The organism is Mycobacterium sp. NPDC051804 (genome assembly GCF_044452905.1).
Classification (GTDB): domain Bacteria; phylum Actinomycetota; class Actinomycetes; order Mycobacteriales; family Mycobacteriaceae; genus Mycobacterium.
In genome coordinates this window covers 817,061-836,189 of record NZ_JBITCD010000001.1, presented here as the reverse complement: position 1 = coordinate 836,189, position 19,129 = coordinate 817,061, and the positions used below count along the sequence as shown (strand labels likewise).

General features: G+C 66.2%; 16 protein-coding genes. 7 read left to right on the top strand and 9 right to left on the bottom strand.

Going from position 1 to position 19,129, the window contains the following annotated elements; genetic code table 11:
- The 6 genes from ACIA48_RS04040 to ACIA48_RS04015 form a co-directional block, all read right to left on the bottom strand.
- Complete coding sequence (locus tag ACIA48_RS04040) at window positions 1-309, bottom strand: PE family protein (protein WP_396727835.1); 309 nt, start codon at window positions 307-309, stop codon at window positions 1-3.
- The gene (gene eccCa / locus ACIA48_RS04035) at window positions 309-4,289 is read right to left on the bottom strand and encodes a type VII secretion protein EccCa (protein ID WP_396727833.1); all 3,981 of its coding nucleotides are present in this window, start codon (window positions 4,287-4,289) and stop codon (window positions 309-311) included. Before eccCa ends, ACIA48_RS04040 begins: the two co-directional genes overlap by 1 nt.
- Window positions 4,286-5,857, bottom strand: coding sequence for a type VII secretion protein EccB (eccB, locus tag ACIA48_RS04030; RefSeq protein ID WP_396727831.1), 1,572 nt, complete (start codon window positions 5,855-5,857; stop codon window positions 4,286-4,288). The genes eccCa and eccB overlap by 4 nt, the downstream gene beginning before the upstream one ends.
- Window positions 5,854-7,671, bottom strand: coding sequence for a type VII secretion AAA-ATPase EccA (gene eccA / locus ACIA48_RS04025; RefSeq protein ID WP_396727830.1), 1,818 nt, complete (start codon window positions 7,669-7,671; stop codon window positions 5,854-5,856). The genes eccB and eccA overlap by 4 nt, the downstream gene beginning before the upstream one ends.
- A 107-nt stretch (window positions 7,672-7,778) precedes the next feature.
- Entirely contained in the window at window positions 7,779-8,675 is an 897-nt protein-coding gene (locus tag ACIA48_RS04020; protein WP_396727828.1) for a class I SAM-dependent methyltransferase, read from the bottom strand.
- A gap of 57 nt (window positions 8,676-8,732) precedes the next feature.
- Window positions 8,733-9,629: an oxygenase MpaB family protein gene (locus ACIA48_RS04015; protein ID WP_396727826.1), complete on the bottom strand. Its 897-nt coding sequence runs from the start codon at window positions 9,627-9,629 to the stop codon at window positions 8,733-8,735.
- A 79-nt stretch (window positions 9,630-9,708) separates the two neighbouring features.
- On the opposite strand from ACIA48_RS04015, the gene ACIA48_RS04010 reads away from it, so the two are divergent.
- Window positions 9,709-10,326, top strand: a complete 618-nt coding sequence (locus tag ACIA48_RS04010) for a TetR/AcrR family transcriptional regulator (protein ID WP_396727824.1) — start codon at window positions 9,709-9,711, stop codon at window positions 10,324-10,326.
- On the opposite strand, the gene ACIA48_RS04005 is transcribed toward ACIA48_RS04010, so the two are convergent.
- On the bottom strand, window positions 10,323-10,898 hold the full coding sequence (locus tag ACIA48_RS04005) for a VOC family protein (RefSeq protein WP_396727822.1): 576 nt from the start codon (window positions 10,896-10,898) through the stop codon (window positions 10,323-10,325). The two genes, ACIA48_RS04010 and ACIA48_RS04005, sit on opposite strands and share 4 nt — an antisense overlap.
- A gap of 112 nt (window positions 10,899-11,010) precedes the next feature.
- On the opposite strand from ACIA48_RS04005, the gene ACIA48_RS04000 reads away from it, so the two are divergent.
- Genes ACIA48_RS04000 through ACIA48_RS03975 form a run of 6 tightly spaced genes read left to right on the top strand, consistent with a single transcriptional unit; the run spans window position 11,011 to window position 16,614 of the window.
- Window positions 11,011-11,610, top strand: a complete 600-nt coding sequence (locus ACIA48_RS04000; RefSeq protein ID WP_396728502.1) for a TetR/AcrR family transcriptional regulator — start codon at window positions 11,011-11,013, stop codon at window positions 11,608-11,610.
- Complete coding sequence (locus tag ACIA48_RS03995) at window positions 11,607-12,749, top strand: alpha/beta hydrolase (RefSeq protein ID WP_396727821.1); 1,143 nt, start codon at window positions 11,607-11,609, stop codon at window positions 12,747-12,749. Before ACIA48_RS04000 ends, ACIA48_RS03995 begins: the two co-directional genes overlap by 4 nt.
- Window positions 12,725-13,726, top strand: a complete 1,002-nt coding sequence (locus ACIA48_RS03990; RefSeq protein WP_396727819.1) for a 2-hydroxyacid dehydrogenase — start codon at window positions 12,725-12,727, stop codon at window positions 13,724-13,726. The genes ACIA48_RS03995 and ACIA48_RS03990 overlap by 25 nt, the downstream gene beginning before the upstream one ends.
- 37 nt (window positions 13,727-13,763) lie before the next feature.
- Window positions 13,764-15,956, top strand: coding sequence for an acyl-CoA dehydrogenase (locus tag ACIA48_RS03985; RefSeq protein WP_396727817.1), 2,193 nt, complete (start codon window positions 13,764-13,766; stop codon window positions 15,954-15,956).
- 59 nt (window positions 15,957-16,015) lie between these two features.
- Entirely contained in the window at window positions 16,016-16,294 is a 279-nt protein-coding gene (locus tag ACIA48_RS03980; protein WP_396727815.1) for a hypothetical protein, read from the top strand.
- An 8-nt stretch (window positions 16,295-16,302) separates the two neighbouring features.
- Window positions 16,303-16,614 (top strand): hypothetical protein, encoded by a 312-nt coding sequence (locus tag ACIA48_RS03975; protein WP_396727813.1) that lies wholly within the window; start codon window positions 16,303-16,305, stop codon window positions 16,612-16,614.
- Here ACIA48_RS03975 and ACIA48_RS03970 read toward each other — a convergent pair.
- Together ACIA48_RS03970 and fadD2 are read right to left on the bottom strand one after the other, a co-directional pair.
- Window positions 16,611-17,390, bottom strand: a complete 780-nt coding sequence (locus tag ACIA48_RS03970) for an SDR family NAD(P)-dependent oxidoreductase (protein ID WP_396727811.1) — start codon at window positions 17,388-17,390, stop codon at window positions 16,611-16,613. The two genes, ACIA48_RS03975 and ACIA48_RS03970, sit on opposite strands and share 4 nt — an antisense overlap.
- Before the next feature lie 29 nt (window positions 17,391-17,419).
- Complete coding sequence (gene fadD2 / locus ACIA48_RS03965) at window positions 17,420-19,108, bottom strand: long-chain-fatty-acid--CoA ligase FadD2 (RefSeq protein WP_396727809.1); 1,689 nt, start codon at window positions 19,106-19,108, stop codon at window positions 17,420-17,422.
- Window positions 19,109-19,129 lie beyond the last annotated feature (21 nt).

Below are 19,129 nucleotides of genomic sequence, written 5' to 3'. Positions count from 1 at the left end.
TCAGCTACCGGCGATCAGGTAGGACGATGCGGCCGCCGCGTCACCGGTGAGATAGCTCGCACCGGACTCGCCGACGCCGACGCCGGAACGTCCGAGCTCCTCGACACCGAGCGCAGCCATCGTGTTGTGCTGCACGCCATGCGCGCTCATCCCCGCCGCGGTCTGTAGGGACACCGGATCGGCAGCCGGCGGTATGACGGCAGTGGTGAGCGGTGCTGCCGCGGCGTGGGCGGCGGCCAGTCGGGCGGTCAGTGCCTCGACGGCGGCGCTCGCCGCGACAAGGCCTTCGGGAACTACGCGCAGAGTCATCAGTTGAACTCCCTTCCTGTGTTTCCGATGTTTCCGGTGCTGCCATGGACTGCGTCAGTGAGCGGATTGACGAGTTGCAGGAACGTCGGAGCGTCACCGTCGTCGAGCAACATCGCTCGGCCTGCGGGCAACCGGCGGAACCGGTGCCCCCTGATCTTGCCGCTGTCCTGCGGGTTGCCGGACAACATGAGGATAGCTGCTTGCAGCTCGTTCAAGCGGCGCAGCAAAGGCGCTGTCATCAACGCATGCGCCGAACCTGTTGCCCGCGCAGTGACAATGACCCGCAGCCCCAGCTCACTGGCCTGCGACAGCAACCCGATGATGCCGGTCCACGGCCGTTGCCCGACGAACGGCCCGCTGACGGCGGGCGCATCCGGGATCTGATCGACGTCGTCGACGATCAGATAGTGGGTGTGACCATCCGGACCAGACTGGTAGGTCCACCCGCTCAATTCCCGCGGGGTCAGGCCCGCCGGCGGGCGGCGCTTCTCCAACAGCGCCGACAACCCCAGCATCGCGGGCGTGATCCGATCGATGTTCGGGGTGTACTCGTTGTCGGGGAACAGCGGTTCGTCGACGAGGTGAAGACGGCGATCGATCACCGTGAAGGCCACGCGATCAGGTGCCGAGTTCTCCCGGATCGTGCGAATCACGTGGCGCAGCAACGTCGTTTTGCCCGACTTGGCATCGCCGAACACCATCAGCAACGGGTTGTCGTTGAAGGCCAACGACACCGCGGCCAAATCCTCCTCGCGCTGGCCGACGACCACCTGCTCCGGCGCGGGATACAGCGGCGCGACAGCGGCCGGGGCAAGTTCCAGCGGCAGCAGCCGCACCGGCGGCGCCGCGACACCCGGGTACCGCGCGTTGATGACCGCGATATCGCGCAGCGACGGCTCCGCGACGAGGAAGTGCTCGGCAGCCATCGTCAGACCGCGGCCCGGCTGATCCGCGGGCACCGCTTCGGCGGGCCTGCGCAGCGCACCGGTTATGCGCACATTGCTGTCGCGCGCATCCGCCAGCTTGAGCTCGAGCCGCAGCCCGAGCCCGTCGCGCATCGCCAACGGCACCTCGAGCCAGTTCGGCGTGGTGATGATCACGTGGATGCCGTAGGACATCCCGGTGTTGACGAGCTCGGTGACCTTGGCCAGCAACGGATTCCGGGTGTTGAAGGTGTCCGTGTTGTCACGGCTGAACGCGTACAGGTTGTCGATGACCAGGAAGACCTCGCCATATTCGTCGCGTTCGCGACCGCCATTGGAGGCGTGACCGCGAGCCTGCCGCGCCCGCAGCAGCTGTTCGAGCTCACCGAACGTGCGCCGGATGCGTTCTGGTTCCAGCGGCGACGCCACGCTGCCGACGTGCGCGAGGTCCGCCAGCTCGCGCAGCTGGCCGCCGCCGTAGTCCAGGCAGTAGAACGAGACGTCACGGGGCGAGTGCAGCGCGGCTGCCGACAGCATGAAGGTCTGCAGCGCCGTGGTCTTACCCGACTTCGGTCCACCGTGGATCAGCACGTTGGCCGCGGCGGAGGTCGCGTCGAAGATGAGCGGGTCGCGCCGCATCGCAAACGGACGGTCGATCTCGCCCAGGGGCCAGCGCCATTCACGCTCGGACACATCCGCACGGGACAGCAGCTCGTCCAGGGGGATCGGCTCATCCAGCGGTGGTAGCCACAAGCGCGGCGCCTTCGGCCCGTAGTGCGAGAGCTGGTCGCCGATGGTGGCGACGAGCTTGCGCGGCGCACGGTCCTCGTGGGCGGCGGGTTCGACGACGGCCACGGTGTCGGCGGGAGCGTCCACGTGGCCAGCTGTGAACAGCTGAGGCACCGGAACCGATTGCACGACAACCGACTTCTCGACCCGCGGCGGATCGTAGATGCCGTCGACATACGTGCTGCGGAACTTGACCGGCATCGCACCAGGCGTCGGCACCAAGTAGCCCTCGCCCTTGTGGTCGGGCCCCGCCTCGATGTGGAAAGCGTCCTCGACGCCGATGATCTGGCGACTGACGGCCGGGCTCGCCACCTTCAGACCGATGCGGTAAGAGGTGTTCTTGTCGATGTCCTTGATACGACCGACATCCAGCGTCTGCGACGCAAACAGGATGTGGATGCGGAACGAACGACCCTTGCGCGCCACGTAATCGAACAGTTCCGCGTACTCGGGATGATCGGACAGCATCAGCGAGAACTCGTCGGCGACGACGAGCAGCGTCGGCAGCGGCGGTAGATCGTGGCCCGCCGCGATCGCGGCCTCGTATTCGAGCACCGAGCTGAAGGCGCTGCCCTGCACCCGGCGGCCGGCCTCCATCAGCAGCTGCTCGCGACGCGCCACCTCGCCGCGCAGCGTGTCGGCAAACCGGTCTGCGAGCGAACGCTTCTCGGCCATGTTGGAGATGACGGCGACCACCTGCGGGAAGTCGCGGAAGATGTCGGCTCCAGCCTCACCCTTGAAGTCGGCGTAGATGACGATCAGCCGGTCGGCTGAGTGAGTAGTCAACAGCGACAACAGAATCGACATCAGCGTCTGCGACTTGCCCGAGCCGGTCATACCGATCATCAGGCCGTGGGGGCCCATGCCGCCCTCTGCCTCGTCCTTGAGATCGAAGTCCAAAGGGTCACCGGTGGACGTCACACCGATGGGCACCCGTAGCTCGTCGGCGCGCGCACGGGGCGCCCACAGACTCGCGACGTCCAGTGCCGCGGCATCCGGAATGCCAAGCAGTGTCGAGAATGTCGCCACCCCGGCATTGCTCGTCCGCGCATGACTGGGGTTGGAATCCCACCGTGACAGTCGCCGCGCGACGTGGCGTGCGGCAGCGACGTCTAGGTCGTCGGCGGCATCGACATAGGCCGCCCAGCCGCCGGTCTGCCAGCGTTCGAGCTTCGAGTCCACGACACGCAGAATCGGTCGTTCCGGGTCCGGGTACTGCTCACGGTGGGGAGGTTCGGCGATGCGGTGCACCAGCGTCACACCCGACAGCCCGCCGCGCGGGACGAGGATGTTCGGGTCAGCGTCGGGATCGTCGACGACGATCAGCAGGTGTTTGACACCCGAATCCGCGTCGGAGCCGAACGGGGCGCGGTCGTCGAGCACCGGATCGAGCAGCGACCGCAATTGCGCCACGTCGTCGCCCAGATAGCGGGCGGGGCCCGCACCGTCGGAGGACCCGGGTATGTCGTTGTGCGGCAACCACTTCAACCACGACCAATCGTCGCTCTCGAGGTCAGGTGATGCGAGGGCGACGCCCAGGACGGCGGGATCGTGCCACGTGACCGCCTGGGTGAGCCACGCGCGCAAAGCGCCACGGACCTCGTCGGGCTCCCCCAGCACGGAGATCCGCGAAACCTTGGCCAGGTCGATACCCGCGGGAACCGCACGCACCGTGCGCTGCACGTCGAGCAAGCCGCGCAGCGTGGTGTGCGAGACCGGTTCGAGGTCGACCTCGTCGGCGCTGTCCTTGACGCGCAGCGCGGCACCGAGGGGTGCGTCGTGCAAACCCGTTCGCACCACGAGAAAGTCGCTGTCGTGAGGATCGCGTTCCCACTGCCGGCGGGTGCCCGGCACCTCGGCGAGCAGGGCGGGATCCGGATGCGACCACTCGAGCGCCGCGCGTTGTTCGGCGGCGTGCGCACGCACGTTGTCGCGGACGACCGAGAGGTAGCGCAGGTAGTCGGCCCGCTCGGCGTCTACCTCCTCGGTGCGCATCTTGTTGTCGGTACCGCGGTAGAGGGCGGTCGCGGCGAGCAACAGGACGAACGGGAAGAACAGCGTCGTCGGTGAGATCAGCCGCATACCGGTGGCGACCAGCGCGACGATCATGCCGATGATCAGGATCACGATCAGATAGGGCAGCACCCGCCGCAACAACGACGGCGGCACCATCCGGGGCAGCTCCGGCGGCGGTTCGATCGTGATGGTGCCTTTGCGCACCGTCGGCGGCGCAATCCGGCGACGCGCTTCAAAGATGAGCCGACTCACGGATTGGTCTCCCTCACGACTGCGGGGCGGGGGTCGGCTGCGAGCCCGTCGTGGGCCAGCAGGGCATCGGTCCGCGACAACGTCGGGCCCTCCGCGAACTGGCTCAGCATCGACCACGGAATGGGTAGCGGCGGCGGGGTCAGCCCGAGCGCCTCGATCGTCTTCTGGTCACTGTCGGTGTCGAGGCCGTACCGCACGCCGGTGTCGCTGAGCCAGAAGTTGGCTCCGCCGATCGGTTGCGTCGACGTCCCTCCGCCGTCCTGACCGACGGTCTGCACCAGGAAGCCGAAGCCCGGGGTCAGCACGACACGGTCGGCGGTGGTGCCCGACCCGGCACCGACCAGGGCGACCGTACGCAGCTCGTCGGACACCGGAAGCGTTACGCCGGAACGCAGTTGGAGTGTTCCTCCGGTCGCGTCCGCGGGTCGTGTCCACTGCGCGCACGTCAACGGCGCATCGGTCGCGTCGACGATCGTGACCTGCTCATTCGGATAGGCGCCGTTGTCGATGCCGCTGGCGACGGGCGCCTTGGCGATGTCATCGGCCCCGAGCCGCGGCGGCTGGTTGAGTCCGAACGAGTTCGTGTTGCGCAGGATCGCGGCGACGACGGGCGAAACCGGTTGTAGCCCTTCGCGAAGCACCGCGTAGTGCTGCAGCGCGTTGTCGGCCCCGAACGATGTCACGACCGCGCCGACGGGTGCGGGCGTCGGCAGGGCGTAGCTCGTCGGCTCACCCGCACCTTCGATGACGGGCGCACTCAGTGCGGGCGCCTCGGGAATCGCGTTGAACAGTCCCGGCGCGATCGCACGGCCGGCGGGTGTCTCCGAACCCAAACCCAGCGCACCGGTGACGGCGCGGTCGTTCAGGTCGATGGTGCTGCGGCGACCGTCCCAGAGCAGCCACGTCCCCGCGTTCGGTCCGTTCTCGTTCGAGACGAGGATGACCTCGTTGTTCGGCAGGGCCGCGGCGCGTTCACCGCCGTCGGTGAGCGGGGCGGCGATCAATGTCACCCCCGTCGCCGGACCGGAAGCTCCGTCGCACACCGTCCAGTCCGCATCGCCGGTCGTGTTCTGCACCATGCGCTCTGGTGCACCTGGGATACCGATCAAGTTGCCACGCGCGAACTGGTCGATCTCGCTGGTCTTCACGGTGGTCGGGTTGTCGGGCCGGCCCGCGATGAGACGCGCCGACGTCAGGTTCAGCACCGGATGCAACTGGTCACCCAGGCGGACGTACAGCGCCGACGTGGTGCGGTCCGCCAGGATCGCGTCGTTGCCCGCGACACCGCCGGGCCTGATGAGCGAGAAGATGAAGCACCCCGCTAGGCCGGTGATGAGCACCAGCGCGCCGACAAGGACCGCACGCGACTGGGTGCGCAGCGGATCGACGAGCATGCGGGTGTCGTGCAATGCGACGCCGGATGCGATGCGGCGCATGATGAATCGCCAGCCCGACACCTGGTGGCGGGTGACGAAGCCGCGGCGGTAGGCAACCCGGTCGGGGTTCTCGTTGACCGGGGTCCTCGAGGTGAACTCGCGGCGGTCGGAGCCGCTGTCCTGGCCGCTCACTCGGACACCGCCAGCCCTAGGCCGCGAAGCAGCGGGATGGCCGACTTCGTGACGTCCTGGTCGGTGATGGTCATCAGCTCGTCATCGGTGAATTCGTCTGTGTCGGAATGGTCGAGGCGGAACTCGCGCTCCTCTTCCGAACGCTCGACGAGGTTGCGGACGAACCGGCCGTTACCGGCGATGTCGAGGTTGCGCCGCTCGACACCGTTGGCATCGGGCGTCGTGACGGAGGCGAGCTGGCCGAACAGCGACTCCATATGTGTGAGCGCCGCCGGCTCGAAGACACTGTCTCGCTTCTCGGCCATACGCATTGCGATCTCCACCAATTCATGCGGCGAGTACGACGGGAAGTCGATGCTGCGGGTGAACCGCGAACGCAGACCCTCGTTCGTGTCAAGGAACGCGTCGAGGTCCTTGCGATAACCCGCGACGATCACGACCAGCCGCTCGCGGTCGTTCTCCATACGTGCGAGCAGGGTGTCGATGGCGACGAGACCGAAGTCGTTCTTCGCGCCGGTGGACACCAGCGCGTAGGCCTCGTCGAGGAACAGCACACCGTCGAGCGCGCTGTCGATGATGCCGTTGGTCTTGGCCTCGGTCTCGCCGATGTGCTGGCCGATCAGGTCGGCTCGGTGCACCTCGCGCACCGTCTCCTTCTTGAGAATGCCGAGCCCGCAATAAATCTTGGCGACAACGCGGGCGATCGTCGTCTTACCGGTACCGGGCGGGCCCGCGAAGACGAGATGGTTGGTCCGGTTGGCCACGGTCAGGCCGCGCTCCTGGCGGCGGATCGCCATGGCGACCGAACTTTTCAGCCGGGCGACCTGATACTTGACCTCTTCGAGACCGATGAACTCGGCGAGCTCCGCCTCGGCCTCGATCAGCAGGTGGGCCTTGCGCTCCTTGGCGCCGGGATCGACGAAATCCGTTTCGGTTGGCTCGGTTTCGGGATCCCACGGATCAGAGCGGGCCTCGATCCGGGCCGCGGTCGTCGGCACGATGCCGTACGACGTGTCCGAGATCGCGGCCTCGACCTCTTCGTTCTCGGGGTTGGCCGCGTAGAGCTCGGCGAGCACGTCGGCCGCGTCGAGGTCTTCCCCCTGCGCGCGCAGCGATAGCGCCTTGGCCAGTGCGCCGTCGACGGCGGCGACGGCGACCGGTCCGGACGGGTCCTCGAGGTAGGACAGGGCAGGCGCGAACATGCCCAACCTGGCCAGAGCGGTGCCCAGTGCGATGCGCACGGCGTGGGCGTACTTCTCGTTCAGCTTCGTGTCGTTGACGATCGGGGTGAGTAGGCGCACCACGTCCGACCAACGCTCGGTCCGGTAGTACATGGCGACCCGCACCCACCGCGCCTCGAGCCAGCTCGGCCGCCGGGCGATCAGCGGATCGACCAGCTCGTCCGCGGCCGCGTAGTCGCCGGAATCGCTCAGGGTGACGGCATATGCGAGCGCGAAGTCGTCTGGTGTCGTGGCGGCGAACTGGAGGTAGAGGCCGGTGTCGTAGTCGAACACCAGATCGCCGTCGGCGAGGTCGACCTCGCGCTGCAGCACACCGGCGGATTTGACCGTCCGCCACACGGCTTCGATGACCCGCGCGCTCGTATCGCCTGCCGCGGCCAGACCTGTCCACGCATCGCACTGCTCGCGGGCGATTCGGGTGAGTTCGGCAAACCCGGAGCGGGCTGCTGGGAGATCGGGCGGACGGCGCCGATCGTGCACGGACAGGCCCAGCGCCCGGCAACATGTCGCAAAACGACTCACGACGTCGCTGTCGACCCGGGAGGTCGCAGCAAAATCCGTTGGTAGAGGCACGCGCGCTTGTCTCCCCCGTAAATTATGGCAGGCTAACTTTCGCCAAAAGTTAGCATTGCATAACTTAACTGTCGAGATGCACGGTCTTGGCTACGAGGTGACTCCCCTCACCCTTTGATCGCGCTGACCAGGCTTATCGTGCCGGTCATAGTGCCGGCGTCGGATTCGGGCGAGGGCACCGCACGGCCGTGGGCCCTCAGATAGTCCGGTAATGGAGTGGCATCGGCGCGCCAGCCCCTGGCACCGAACCATTGAGCCGCCGGTTCGTGCTGCTCGTTGAAAATGAGCTGGAAGAACGGGCCGCCGTGGGCCGAGTCTTCCCCGTTGCGCTCGTCCTCTTGTTTTGCGTTGAACGCCTCGGCATCCATCGGCACGGACTCCTCCACGGCGACGTGGCTGCCGGGCGCGGAGAGGGCGTCGATGCCGGCGAACAGCTGAACCTGTGCAGTCGCGGGCAAATAGATCAGTAGGCCCTCGGCGATCCAGGCCGACGGCGCCGTGGGATCGAACCCGTGCTCCAGCAAGGTCCGCGGCCAGTCGTCACGCAGGTCCACAGCGACCTCACGACGCTGCGCGATGGGCCGGACCCCAGCCAGGGCGGCCTTCTTGAAGTCCAGGACCTGGGACTGATCCAGCTCGTACACGACGGTCGTGTCAGGCCAGTCCAACCGGTATGCGCGTGAGTCCAGCCCAGCCGCCAGCAGCACGATCTGACGAACGCCCGCCGTCGCGGCCCGGCTGAAGTAGGTATCGAAGTATCGCGTGCGCACGCCCTGGAAGTTCACGAAGTCGGCGCCGAACTCGGACTTCAGCGGGTGCTCGGGCACCCCGCCGCCGAGCAGCGCGGCCCACTGGCCGCCAACGGCACGGCAGAACACCTCGGCGAAGGGATCCACGGCGACGGGATCGGGCTTCTGCGCCTCCAGTGCCCTGGCCGCGGCCACGAACAGCGCCGTCGAACCGACGCTCGTCGTGATGTCCCAGGTGTCGTGATCTGTCCGCATGTACCCGTTTGTACCCAGGCAATCTGACAACCAGCTGACAGACCAGGTGACTGCCCGCTAGGTCAACGGGCGGCCCGTGCGGATCCGCCAGTCCAGATCCCGCAACATCCAGTTGAACGGGAACCGCCGCACGAATCGTGGCATCACCTTGTTGACGTTGCCGATGAACGCCATCACTCGATTGAACCTGCGCTGCTTGGCCGCATCCCACGGCAAGCGCATCTCGTCGCGGAAGCGTTGCGGCAGAAAGCCCGTCGTCATGAACAGGTTGACCGCGTCCACTCGCTTCTGCAACGGAGGCGGCAGCACGGCCTTGCCGAGCCGGCCTGCCGCGATGGGCCACAGATACTCGTGGACGGCGTCGTCGATGTGAACCTGGTCCAGCGACTGCTCCCAATACTCGTCGAACGCCTTGCGATCGGCGGGCCACATCTCCTCGGGCACCTGCAACGTCGTGCCGAGCGTCATCCCTTCGCGATAGTGGCGGTCCGCGGTCTCGTCATCCATTTCGCCGACGAAGATGCGATGCACGTCGACGAAACCCTTGTACAGGCACGCGGCCACCCACATCTGCAGGTCCTTGTCGAACGCGCTGTACTGCACCGGGCTATCGGGTTGCGAATAGACCTGCGCATGGGACTTGTTCACCGCGCGGCGATACATCTTCTTCTGCTCGTCGGTGCCCGACAGCGCAACCGCGAGATAGGTGAAGGTGGTCCTCGCCCGCTTGATGGGATGGCGGTCCGCTCTCCCGCTCTCGACCCGGCTGTCCTTGACGCCGTATCCGACGCCGGGACGGGCAAGCTCCATGATCACGTTGGCGCCACCGGACAGCAGACCGATGAACGCCGCGTCATCCGCGTTGCCCATCCACCTCGGCGGCTTCCTGCCACCGGGGAGCACCGGATCGTTGAGCGGACGCTCGACGTGGTCGATCGGAACAGTGACCGTCATTGGCCGCCCCTATCGGGAAAGTGAGAACGTATGTTTCCTGATCTTGCCCGCGCATGTGACAGGTGTCAAGATGTCAGGCATGGCACAGGTCCGCCCGTACCGCGGCGTCGACGCGGTCGAACGCGTAGCCGGTCGCCGGCGCCGTCTGCTGGACGCAGGCCTTGACCTGCTCGGCGCCCCCGGAAAGGACCCCGCCGAGCTGACCGTGCGCGCGGTCTGCGGACAGGCCGCGTTGGGCGTCCGGTACTTCTACGAGAGCTTCACCGACAAGGACGACTTCGTCGGAGCGGTCTTCGACTCGGTGATCGCCGACATCGCCGCCACCACCCAAGCCGCCGTCGCGTCAGCGGCACCCGCCGAGCAGGCACGTGCGGCGATGGCCAATGTCGTGCGCACGATCTCCGCGGACACCCGGGTCGGCCGCCTGCTGTTCAGCGTCGAGCTCTCCAACACCGTGATCGTGCGCAAGCGGGCGGAGTCGACGGCGTTGTTCGCCGCCCTGCTTTTCGCGCACGCGGGCGCCCAGGGTGCGCTGGACAACGACCACGTCAAGGCAGCGTCGCATTTCGCGGTCGGCGGCGTTGGTCAGACCATCAGCGCATGGTTATCCGGTGAAGTCAGTCTCGACCACGACGAGCTCGTCGAAGCCCTGGCGGCGCTGATCGAGCAGCTGGCCGCGATACCGCCAAAACCCTAGACGGATACCCGTGGCCGGCGATCCGCAGCGGTCTTCGGCTCGGTTGTCGTGTCGCTGTCGGTGAATTCCTTGGTCCAGCAGGCAAATTCGAGTGTGATTCCGTCGGGGTCGAAGAAGTAGAACGACCGCACGTACACTCCCGGATGCACCGACGCGGAGACCTGCTGCTTGCTCTCGTCATGGTTGAGCACCGGACCGACACGCACACCCTTGTCCTTGAGTCGCTGCCGATACTCGTCGAACTTCTCCGCGGGGACGTGGAACGCAAGGTGATTCATGGTGCTCACCGCGCTGACGATGTCGCCGATACCCGGAATCGCCTCGGGCGACGAGATTCCCGGCACGCGGTCCGGAGCGTCGGCGAACCAGAAGAAGGCCACGCAATCGCCATTACCCGCATCGAAGAAGAAGTGCTGCCCCATGCCGCCCGGCAGGTCGAGTGACTTGATCAAGGGCATACCAAGCACATTGCTGTAGAAGTCGACCGTCTTCGCCATGTCGGAGCACACCAGCGCTACATGGTTGATGCCGCCGAGCTCGAACTCGGGATTCGGATTGTTCGGCTTGATCATGTGTGGCTGCTCCTCTAGTCAAGCTCGATTTCTGAATCTAACATCAGGTTCAGGTTCGATCAATGGTCAAGGAGAGGCCGTGGCCGGTAGTCAGCGCGTGCAATTTGCGACGATGCGCGGTCGGCAGACTCAGGCGGCCATCGACGCCGGCGCCCGCTCGGTGATTGCCCGCAAAGGCATTCTCGCGACCACGATTTCAGATATTGCGGCGGAGGCCGGCAAGTCCACTGCATCGTTCTACAACTATTACGACTCCAAAGAAGCGATGGTCCGGGAGTGGGCTGTGCGGTTCCGTGATGAGGCCAGGCAACGGTCTCGCGCCGCGGCCGAGCCGGGCCTGTCGAACTGGGAGCGCTCCTACCAGGCGGCGGCCGCCCATTGGCACACCTACCGCCACCAACTCGCCGAGATCGTGAGCGTGTCACAGCTCGCGATGGTCAGCGACGACTTCGCGGAATATTGGAACGAGATCTGCTCGCTGCCGATAGCGCTGGTCACCCATATGGTGAAACACGCTCAGCAACAGGGCTTCTGCACCGACGACGATCCACATCTAGTGGCGGTGGCGTTGGTGTCGATGCTCAACCAGTTCTGCTACACGCAGCTGGCCGGGAACGGCGACGGCACTGCGGCAGCCGTCGACGACGAGGCATGCGTCACCACGCTTGCCAACGTCTTCTACCGGACGATCTATCACAAGGGGGCGGCATGACCAGGGCACCATCGAACGGCGGAACCCCGGGGGTCACCCGCGAATTCGTCGGCGTACAGTCGCCCACCGCACGACGGGCGGGTGCAGGCGGAAACCCGTGCCAGGGCCTTTACTACCGTGGTGTCGGACGAAAACCGAAGGTGGCGATGATCGCCACCCACTACCAGATCGACTTCTCCGAACATTATCTCGCCGACTACATGGCGACCCGGGGCATCGGGTTCCTCGGCTGGAACACCCGCTATCGCGGCTTCGAGAGCAGCTTTCTACTCGACCACGCACTCGTCGACATCGGAGTTGGCGTGCGGTGGCTGCGCGAGGTGCAAGGAGTGGAAACCGTTGTACTGCTCGGCAATTCCGGTGGCGGTTCACTGATGGCCGCCTACCAGGCACAGGCCGTCAGTCATCACGTGACCCCGATGGAGGGAATGCGGCCCGCCGCGGGCCTCAACGATCTGCTGCCCGCCGACGGCTACATCGCCAGCGCCGCGCATCCCGGCCGCCCCGACGTGCTGACCGCGTGGATGGACGCGTCCGTCGTCGACGAAAACGACGCCGTCACCAGCGATCCCGAGCTCGATCTGTTCAATCCGGAGAACGGTCCGCCATTCTCCGAAGAGTTCATCGCGCGCTATCGGTCAGCGCAGGTCGACCGCAACAATGCCATCACCGACTGGGCGGAGAACGAACTCAAACGCGTGCACGCCGCCGGATTTTCGGACCGCCCGTTCACGGTGCTGCGGACCTGGGCGGACCCACGCATGGTCGATCCGTCCATCGAGCCGACCAGGCGACCGGCCAACATGTGTTACGCCGGCATCCCGATCAAGGCCAACCGGTCCGCCCACGGCATCGCGGCGGCGTGCACGCTGCGCAGCTGGATCGGTATGTGGAGCCTGAAGCAGGCGCAGACCCGCGCCGAACCTCACCTGTCGCGTCTCACCTGTCCCGCGCTGGTGATCAATGCCGAGCAGGACACCGGCGTGTATCCCTCAGACGCGCAACGCATTTACGACGCCCTGGCCTCCCAGGACAAGGCACAGTGCTCGATCGACACCGACCACTACTTCGCGAGCCCGGGCGCACGCAGCGAGAAGGCGGATACCATCGCCAAATGGATCGCGAAGCGGTGGCGCTGAGGGTCCTCGCTCACTACGTTCCCGGTGCCAAGGTTGCGCAGTTTGTCGCACCAGAAGCGGATTGGCTCGATATCCACTACTGCGCAGAACACGACGACGACACCTTTTATCGAGAGCTTCCCCACGCCGACGTGATCTGGCATGTGCTGCGCCCGATATCGGGCGCGGATCTGGAGCAGGCTCCGCGGTGCCGACTGGTGCACAAGCTGGGCGTGGGCGTCAACACCATCGACGTGCAGACCGCGACGCGGCTGGGCGTCGCCGTGGCGAACATGCCCGGCGCCAACGCCCCTTCGGTGGCCGAGGGCACCGTGCTGCTGATGCTGGCCGCGCTGCGCAGGCTCACCGAACTGGACCGCACCACCCGCGACGGCAACGGCTGGCCGTCAGATCCCAGCCTCGGCGAGACGGTGCGCGACATCGGCGGGTGCACCGTCGGCTTGGTCGGCTACGGCAACATCGCCAAACGCGTCGAAGCCATCGTCAAGGCGATGGGTACGCCAGCTTCTCAGGTGCTGCACACCAGCACCCGCGACGACGGTCTGCCCGGCTGGCGCCCGCTCGACGAGCTGCTTGCGGCCAGCGACATCGTCTCGGTGCACATCCCGTTGACGGAGGTGACCGAGGGCCTGCTGGATCGCGGCGCCCTCGGATTGATGCCTTCCGATTCGGTGCTGGTGAACACCTCTCGCGGCCCAGTGGTCGACGAAGAGGCGCTCGTCGACGCCTTGCGATCGGGCAGGCTGGCGGCCGCGGGTCTGGACGTCTTCGCCATCGAGCCGATTCCGGCCGGAAATCCGCTGCTCAGCCTGCCTAACGTGGTCCTGACCCCGCACGTCAGCTGGTACACGCTGGACACGATGCGGCGGTATCTGGAGGTGGCCGTCGACAACTGCCGCCGCATGCGGGATGGCAGGGACCTCGCCAATGTCGTGAACGGTATCGTGGTTCCCAACCGACCGGTTAATAGGGAATAACCCCGCCGCAAAGCCGCGACAACGAGGTGCAACCGCTATGCCTATCGCAATTCACACTGAGCACAACGACCTAGCCGATTCGGTCCGGTCCCTGGTGGCGCGGATCGCGCCGTCGGAGGTGCTGCACGAGGCCTTGGAGACACCGATTCCCAACCCGCCGCCGTACTGGAAGGCCGCCGCCGAGCAAGGTCTGCAGGGTGTGCATCTGTCGGAATCCGTTGGCGGACAAGGGTTCGGTGTACTCGAGCTGGCGATCGTGCTGGCGGAGTTCGGCTACGGTGCGGTACCGGGTCCGTTCGTCCCTTCGGCGATCGCCAGTGCCCTGATCGCCGCCAACGATCCCGACGCCAAAGTGCTGGGCGATCTGGCCTCCGGTGACGTGATAGCGACATACGCGATCGACTCCGGGCTGACGGCCACCAGGCACGGCGACGAACTGGTGATTCGCGGTGAGGTCCGCGCGGTACCCGCCGCCGCTCAGGCGTCGGTGCTGGTGCTGCCGGTCGCGATCGACAGCGGCGAGGAGTGGGTCGTCCTCGACGCCGAGGCACTGGAGATCGAGCCGGTCCAGAGTGTGGATCCGCTTCGCCCGATCGCACATGTGCGCGCCAACGCCGTCGAGGTCGGCGACGACCGGGTGCTGAACAACCTGAGCCGCCGCCACGCGCGCGCCATCATCTCGACATTGCTGTCCTCCGAGTGCGTGGGCGTCGCACGATGGGCGACGGACACCGCTACCGCGTATGCCAAGATCCGCGAGCAGTTCGGCAGGCCGATCGGACAGTTCCAGGCCATCAAGCACAAGTGCTCCCAGATGATCGCCGACACCGAGCGGGCGACCGCCGCGGTATGGGACGCTGCGCGGGCCATCGACGAGCACAGCCAGAACCCCACGGACGCCACGGCTTTCGAGTTCGCCGCGGCCGTTGCCGCCACATTGGCTCCCGAAGCCGTGCTGCACACCACCCAGGACTGCATCCAGGTGCACGGCGGCATCGGCTTCACCTGGGAACACGACACTAACGTGTACTACCGCCGCGCGCTGCTGCTGGCCGCATGCTTCGGCCGCACCAGCGACTACGCACAACAGGTCGTCGACATCGCGACGAGCACCGGGACGCGCAAACTCGACATCGATCTGGACCCTGACACGGAGAAGCTGCGTGAGGAGATCCGCGCGGAAGTCACCGGGCTGAAAGCGATTCCGAGCGAGGAGCGCACCACCGCGATCGCCGAGGGCGGATGGGTGGTCCCCCACCTCCCCAAGCCCTGGGGCCGCGCTGCGAGCCCTATCGAACAGATCATCATCGCCCAGGAGTTCAGCAGCGGCCGGGTCCGCCGTCCAGCGATGGGCATCGCGGCATGGCTGATCCCCTCAGTCGTCGCATTCGGGACCGAGGAGCAGCAGCAGCGCTTCCTGCCGCCGACGCTGCGCGGCGAGATGATCTGGTGCCAGCTGTTTTCCGAGCCCGGCGCCGGATCCGATCTCGCCAGCCTGACCACCAAGGCCACCAAGGTCGACGGTGGCTGGCGGATCACCGGTCAGAAGATCTGGACCACCGGCGCACAGTACTCACAGTGGGGCATGCTGCTGGCCCGCACGGACCCGAGCGCCCCGAAGCACAACGGCATCACCTACTTCCTGCTCGACATGAGCAGTGACGGCGTCGAGGTGAAGCCGCTGCGCGAGCTGACGGGCAACGCGATGTTCAACACCGTGTTCATCGACGACGTCTTCGTCCCCGACGACATGGTGCTCGGTGAGGTGAACCGCGGCTGGGAGGTCAGCCGCACCACCCTGACGGCCGAGCGGGTGTCGATCGGCAGCACTGAGCCACCGTTCCTGCCCACCCTCGACGGCTTCGTCGAGTTCATCCGCGACGGCCAGTTCGATCAGATCGGGCAGCACCAGGCCGGACACCTCATCGCTGAAGGACATGCCGCGAAGGTGCTGAACATGCGGTCGACCTTGCTGACGCTGGCCGGCGGAGATCCGATGCCCGCCGCGGCCATCTCAAAGCTGTTGTCGATGCGCACCGGTCAGAAGTACGCCGAGTTCGCGGTGTCGTCGTTCGGGACCGACGGCGCCGTCGGCAATCCGGAGACGCCGCAGGGCAAGTGGGCCGAGTTCCTGCTGGCCAGCCGCGCCACGACCATCTATGGCGGTACGTCAGAAGTCCAGCTGAACATCATCGCCGAGCGGCTGCTCGGCCTGCCTCGGGACCCGTAAAGCGTTCGACATCGGGCGTACCATCGAAATAGCTGGTCGCCTCGTGGACGTTGGTGGTGATGATGAGGAATCTCGAACACCGACTGGTCCGACCTGTCGTCATCGCGGCGGCCGCGTTGAGCTTCTTGATCGCGCCGATGGTGTTGACGGTGCAGGCCGCCGAGACGGACGCTGCGCCTTGCTATCCCGGCTTCGTCCCTGGCAATCCGTATGTCCCGTCGTGCAATGTCGGGCCACGCGTTCCCAGGGTCCGCGGCGGACCGCCGGACCAAGCCGCGGTGATCGCGTGCCGCGATATTCCGGGATGCCTGTCCTGGTACATCAACAACCCGCACTGAGGCTCGACATGACCAACGATGTCGAGAAGCGTTGGGACCGGCCAGGCACCTTCCGCGCCGCGGCTATCTACGTGGGTACCGTCGTCGCGGTCGCTGGACTTGTCTTCGCCGCTTACGCACTGACCGCACATCAATCTGTGATCGTGGCGTCGCTGGTGCCTGCCATCCTGTTCGGCGGCGGCGTCGGCGCCTTCGTCAAGACCTACCGAGAGTGGAAAGCGCAGGGCGCGTGGGTGGCCTGGCAGGGTGCGGGCTGGTTCCTGCTGACCCTGATGCTGGTGTGCCTGTCGATTCCCGGCGCGGCGATCATGGCGACTTAAGGGAGGATCGAGTCGACGTAGCCACCGTCGACGCGAAGTGCGCCACCCGTCGTCGCCGACGCCTGCGGGGACGCCAGATACGTGACCATGTTGGCGATCTCATCGGGTTCGATGAGTCGCTCCAGCAGTGACTGCGGCCGGTACTTGCGCATGAACTCCCGCTGCGCGGTGTCCCACGGCAACGACTTGTCGACCAGTTGGTAGACGAAGTCCTCAACTCCCGCAGTGTGTGTCGGCCCCGCGATGACGGAGTTCACGGTGACACCGGTGCCCGACGCGTCCTTCGCGAACCCGCGCGACAGCGCCAGCAGCGCGGTCTTGGAGACGCCGTAGTGGATCATCTCCTCGGGGATCACGATCGCGGAGTCGCTGGCGATCTGGATGACCCTGCCCCAGCCACGCTCTGCCATCGCGGGCAGATAGCTGCGGATAAGTCGAGCTGCCGCAAGGACATTCACCTCGAAGTAGATGCGCCACTGCTCGTCGGTGATCTCGCGGGCGGGTACCGCCTCGAAGATGCCGAGGTTGTTCACCAGGATGTCGACGTCGGGTAACTGCGCCAGGAGTTCGGCGACTCCGTCGTCGGTCGCCACGTCGGCCGCCACCCCGATGGCGTCACCACCGAGCGTGGCGACGGCCTCGTCGACGCGGTCGGGTGTACGCCCGTTGACCACGACGCGGGCGCCGCTGGCGGCCAGCCCCCGGGCGATCGCCAATCCGATGCCCTGGGTGGAACCTGTGACGAGCGCGGTCTTTCCGGTCAGATCAATGTTCACGCTGTCGTACTACCACCGCGACAGCGGAACTATTCCGACCCCTCGGTGTCCATTTCCCGGAGTTCGCGCTTGAGGATCTTGCCGGTGGGGTTGCGCGGCAGCTCATCGAGGAAAACGACCTCGCGGGGCACCTTGTAGCGAGCCAGGTTGTCGCGCACGTATGCCTTGATCGCGTCCTCGTCGATCGAGGCACCGTCGACCTTGACCACGAAGCAGCGCAACCGGTGGCCCCACTCCTTGTCCTCGACACCGAGTGCGGTGGCCTCGACGACCTCGGGATGGCCGCTCACGAGATCCTCGATCTCGGCGGGGAAGACGTTCTCCCCGCCGGACACGATCATCTCGTCGTCACGTCCGCTGACGTACAGCAGATCGTGCTCGTCGAAGTACCCGACATCGCCCGAGGACATCAGCCCGTCGATGATCTGCTTGTGCCCGCCGCCGGTGTATCCCTCGAAGGGGAAGGTGTTGCCGACGAAGATGCGGCCCACCTCGCCCTGCGGCAGTTCGGCGCCGTTGTCGTCGAGGATCTTGACCTTGACGCCCTTGACGACGGGGCCGACCGTGCCGGGGTTGATCGACAGGTCCTTGGGCCGCGCGATGGTCGCGAACGCGATCTCGGTCGAGCCGTAGAGGTTGTAGATGACGGGGCCGAGATCCTTCAAGGCACGCGTGGCCAGTTCGGCCCCCAGCTGCGAGCCCGACACGAACACGATCTTCAGCGACGACAGATCGGGTTTGGGCTGGGTCTTCTCGAGTTCGTCGAGCAGCCGCGACAGCATCACCGGCACGACGACCATCGCGGTCGCCTTGTTCTTCTCGATGTCCGCCAGCACGGTCGCCGGCTTGAAGCGCCTGCGCAGCACCAGCGTGGAGCCGAGCATCATCGCGATCGTGGCGTGCAGGAAACCGAGCGCGTGGAACATCGGGGCGGGAAGCGACGTCACCTCGCCCGCCTTGAACGGCACATGCGACAGCACGCCGCCGATCGGGGCCAGCGACGGCGGGGTGCTTCGGTTCGCGCCCTTGGGGGTTCCGGTGGTGCCGCTGGTCAAGATGATGATCGACGAATGCTTGGTGACCTTCGGGGCCTGCGCGGAACTGCTGCGCGCGATCAGGTCGGCGATGGTGTCGTCGGTGCTGCCGGACGGCTCGTCCTTGTCCGGGTTGGTCGCCAGCGCGCGCATCTTGCCGAAATCGGGGTCGGCCGCCGAGACCGCGGCGGTGTACTCGTCGTCATAGATGATGACTTTCGCGCCCTCGCGTTCGGACACCTCTTTGATCTGCGGCCCGGAGAACTCACTGTTGAGCAGGATGATGCGGGCACCGGCGCGAGCAGCGCCGTACACGGAGACGAGGAACCACCGGTGGTTGCGCGCCAGGATCGCGACGCCGTCGCCACCCTTGATGCCCATTGCCAACAAGCCGTTGGCAAGTGCGTGCGCCGCATCGTCGAGTTCTTTGAACGTGAACTCGCCATCGTCGTCGACAACAGCTACCCGATGCGGGGTGCGGCGCGCGTTGAGCGCTGGAATCATGCCGAATTCGCCCCAGCGCCGGATGTCGGCGAGGAACGCGGCGATGTTCTGCGGTGCCTCCAGCTTCAGCGCCCCGGCTTCGAACATCTTGCGGGCGTAGTGCAGTTCGGCCGATCCGCGCTCGGCATACTGCTGGATTTTGGCCGCTGCCTGCAACGGAAGATCAGTTAGCTTGGGCATGGACCCACAATATGTGACGCG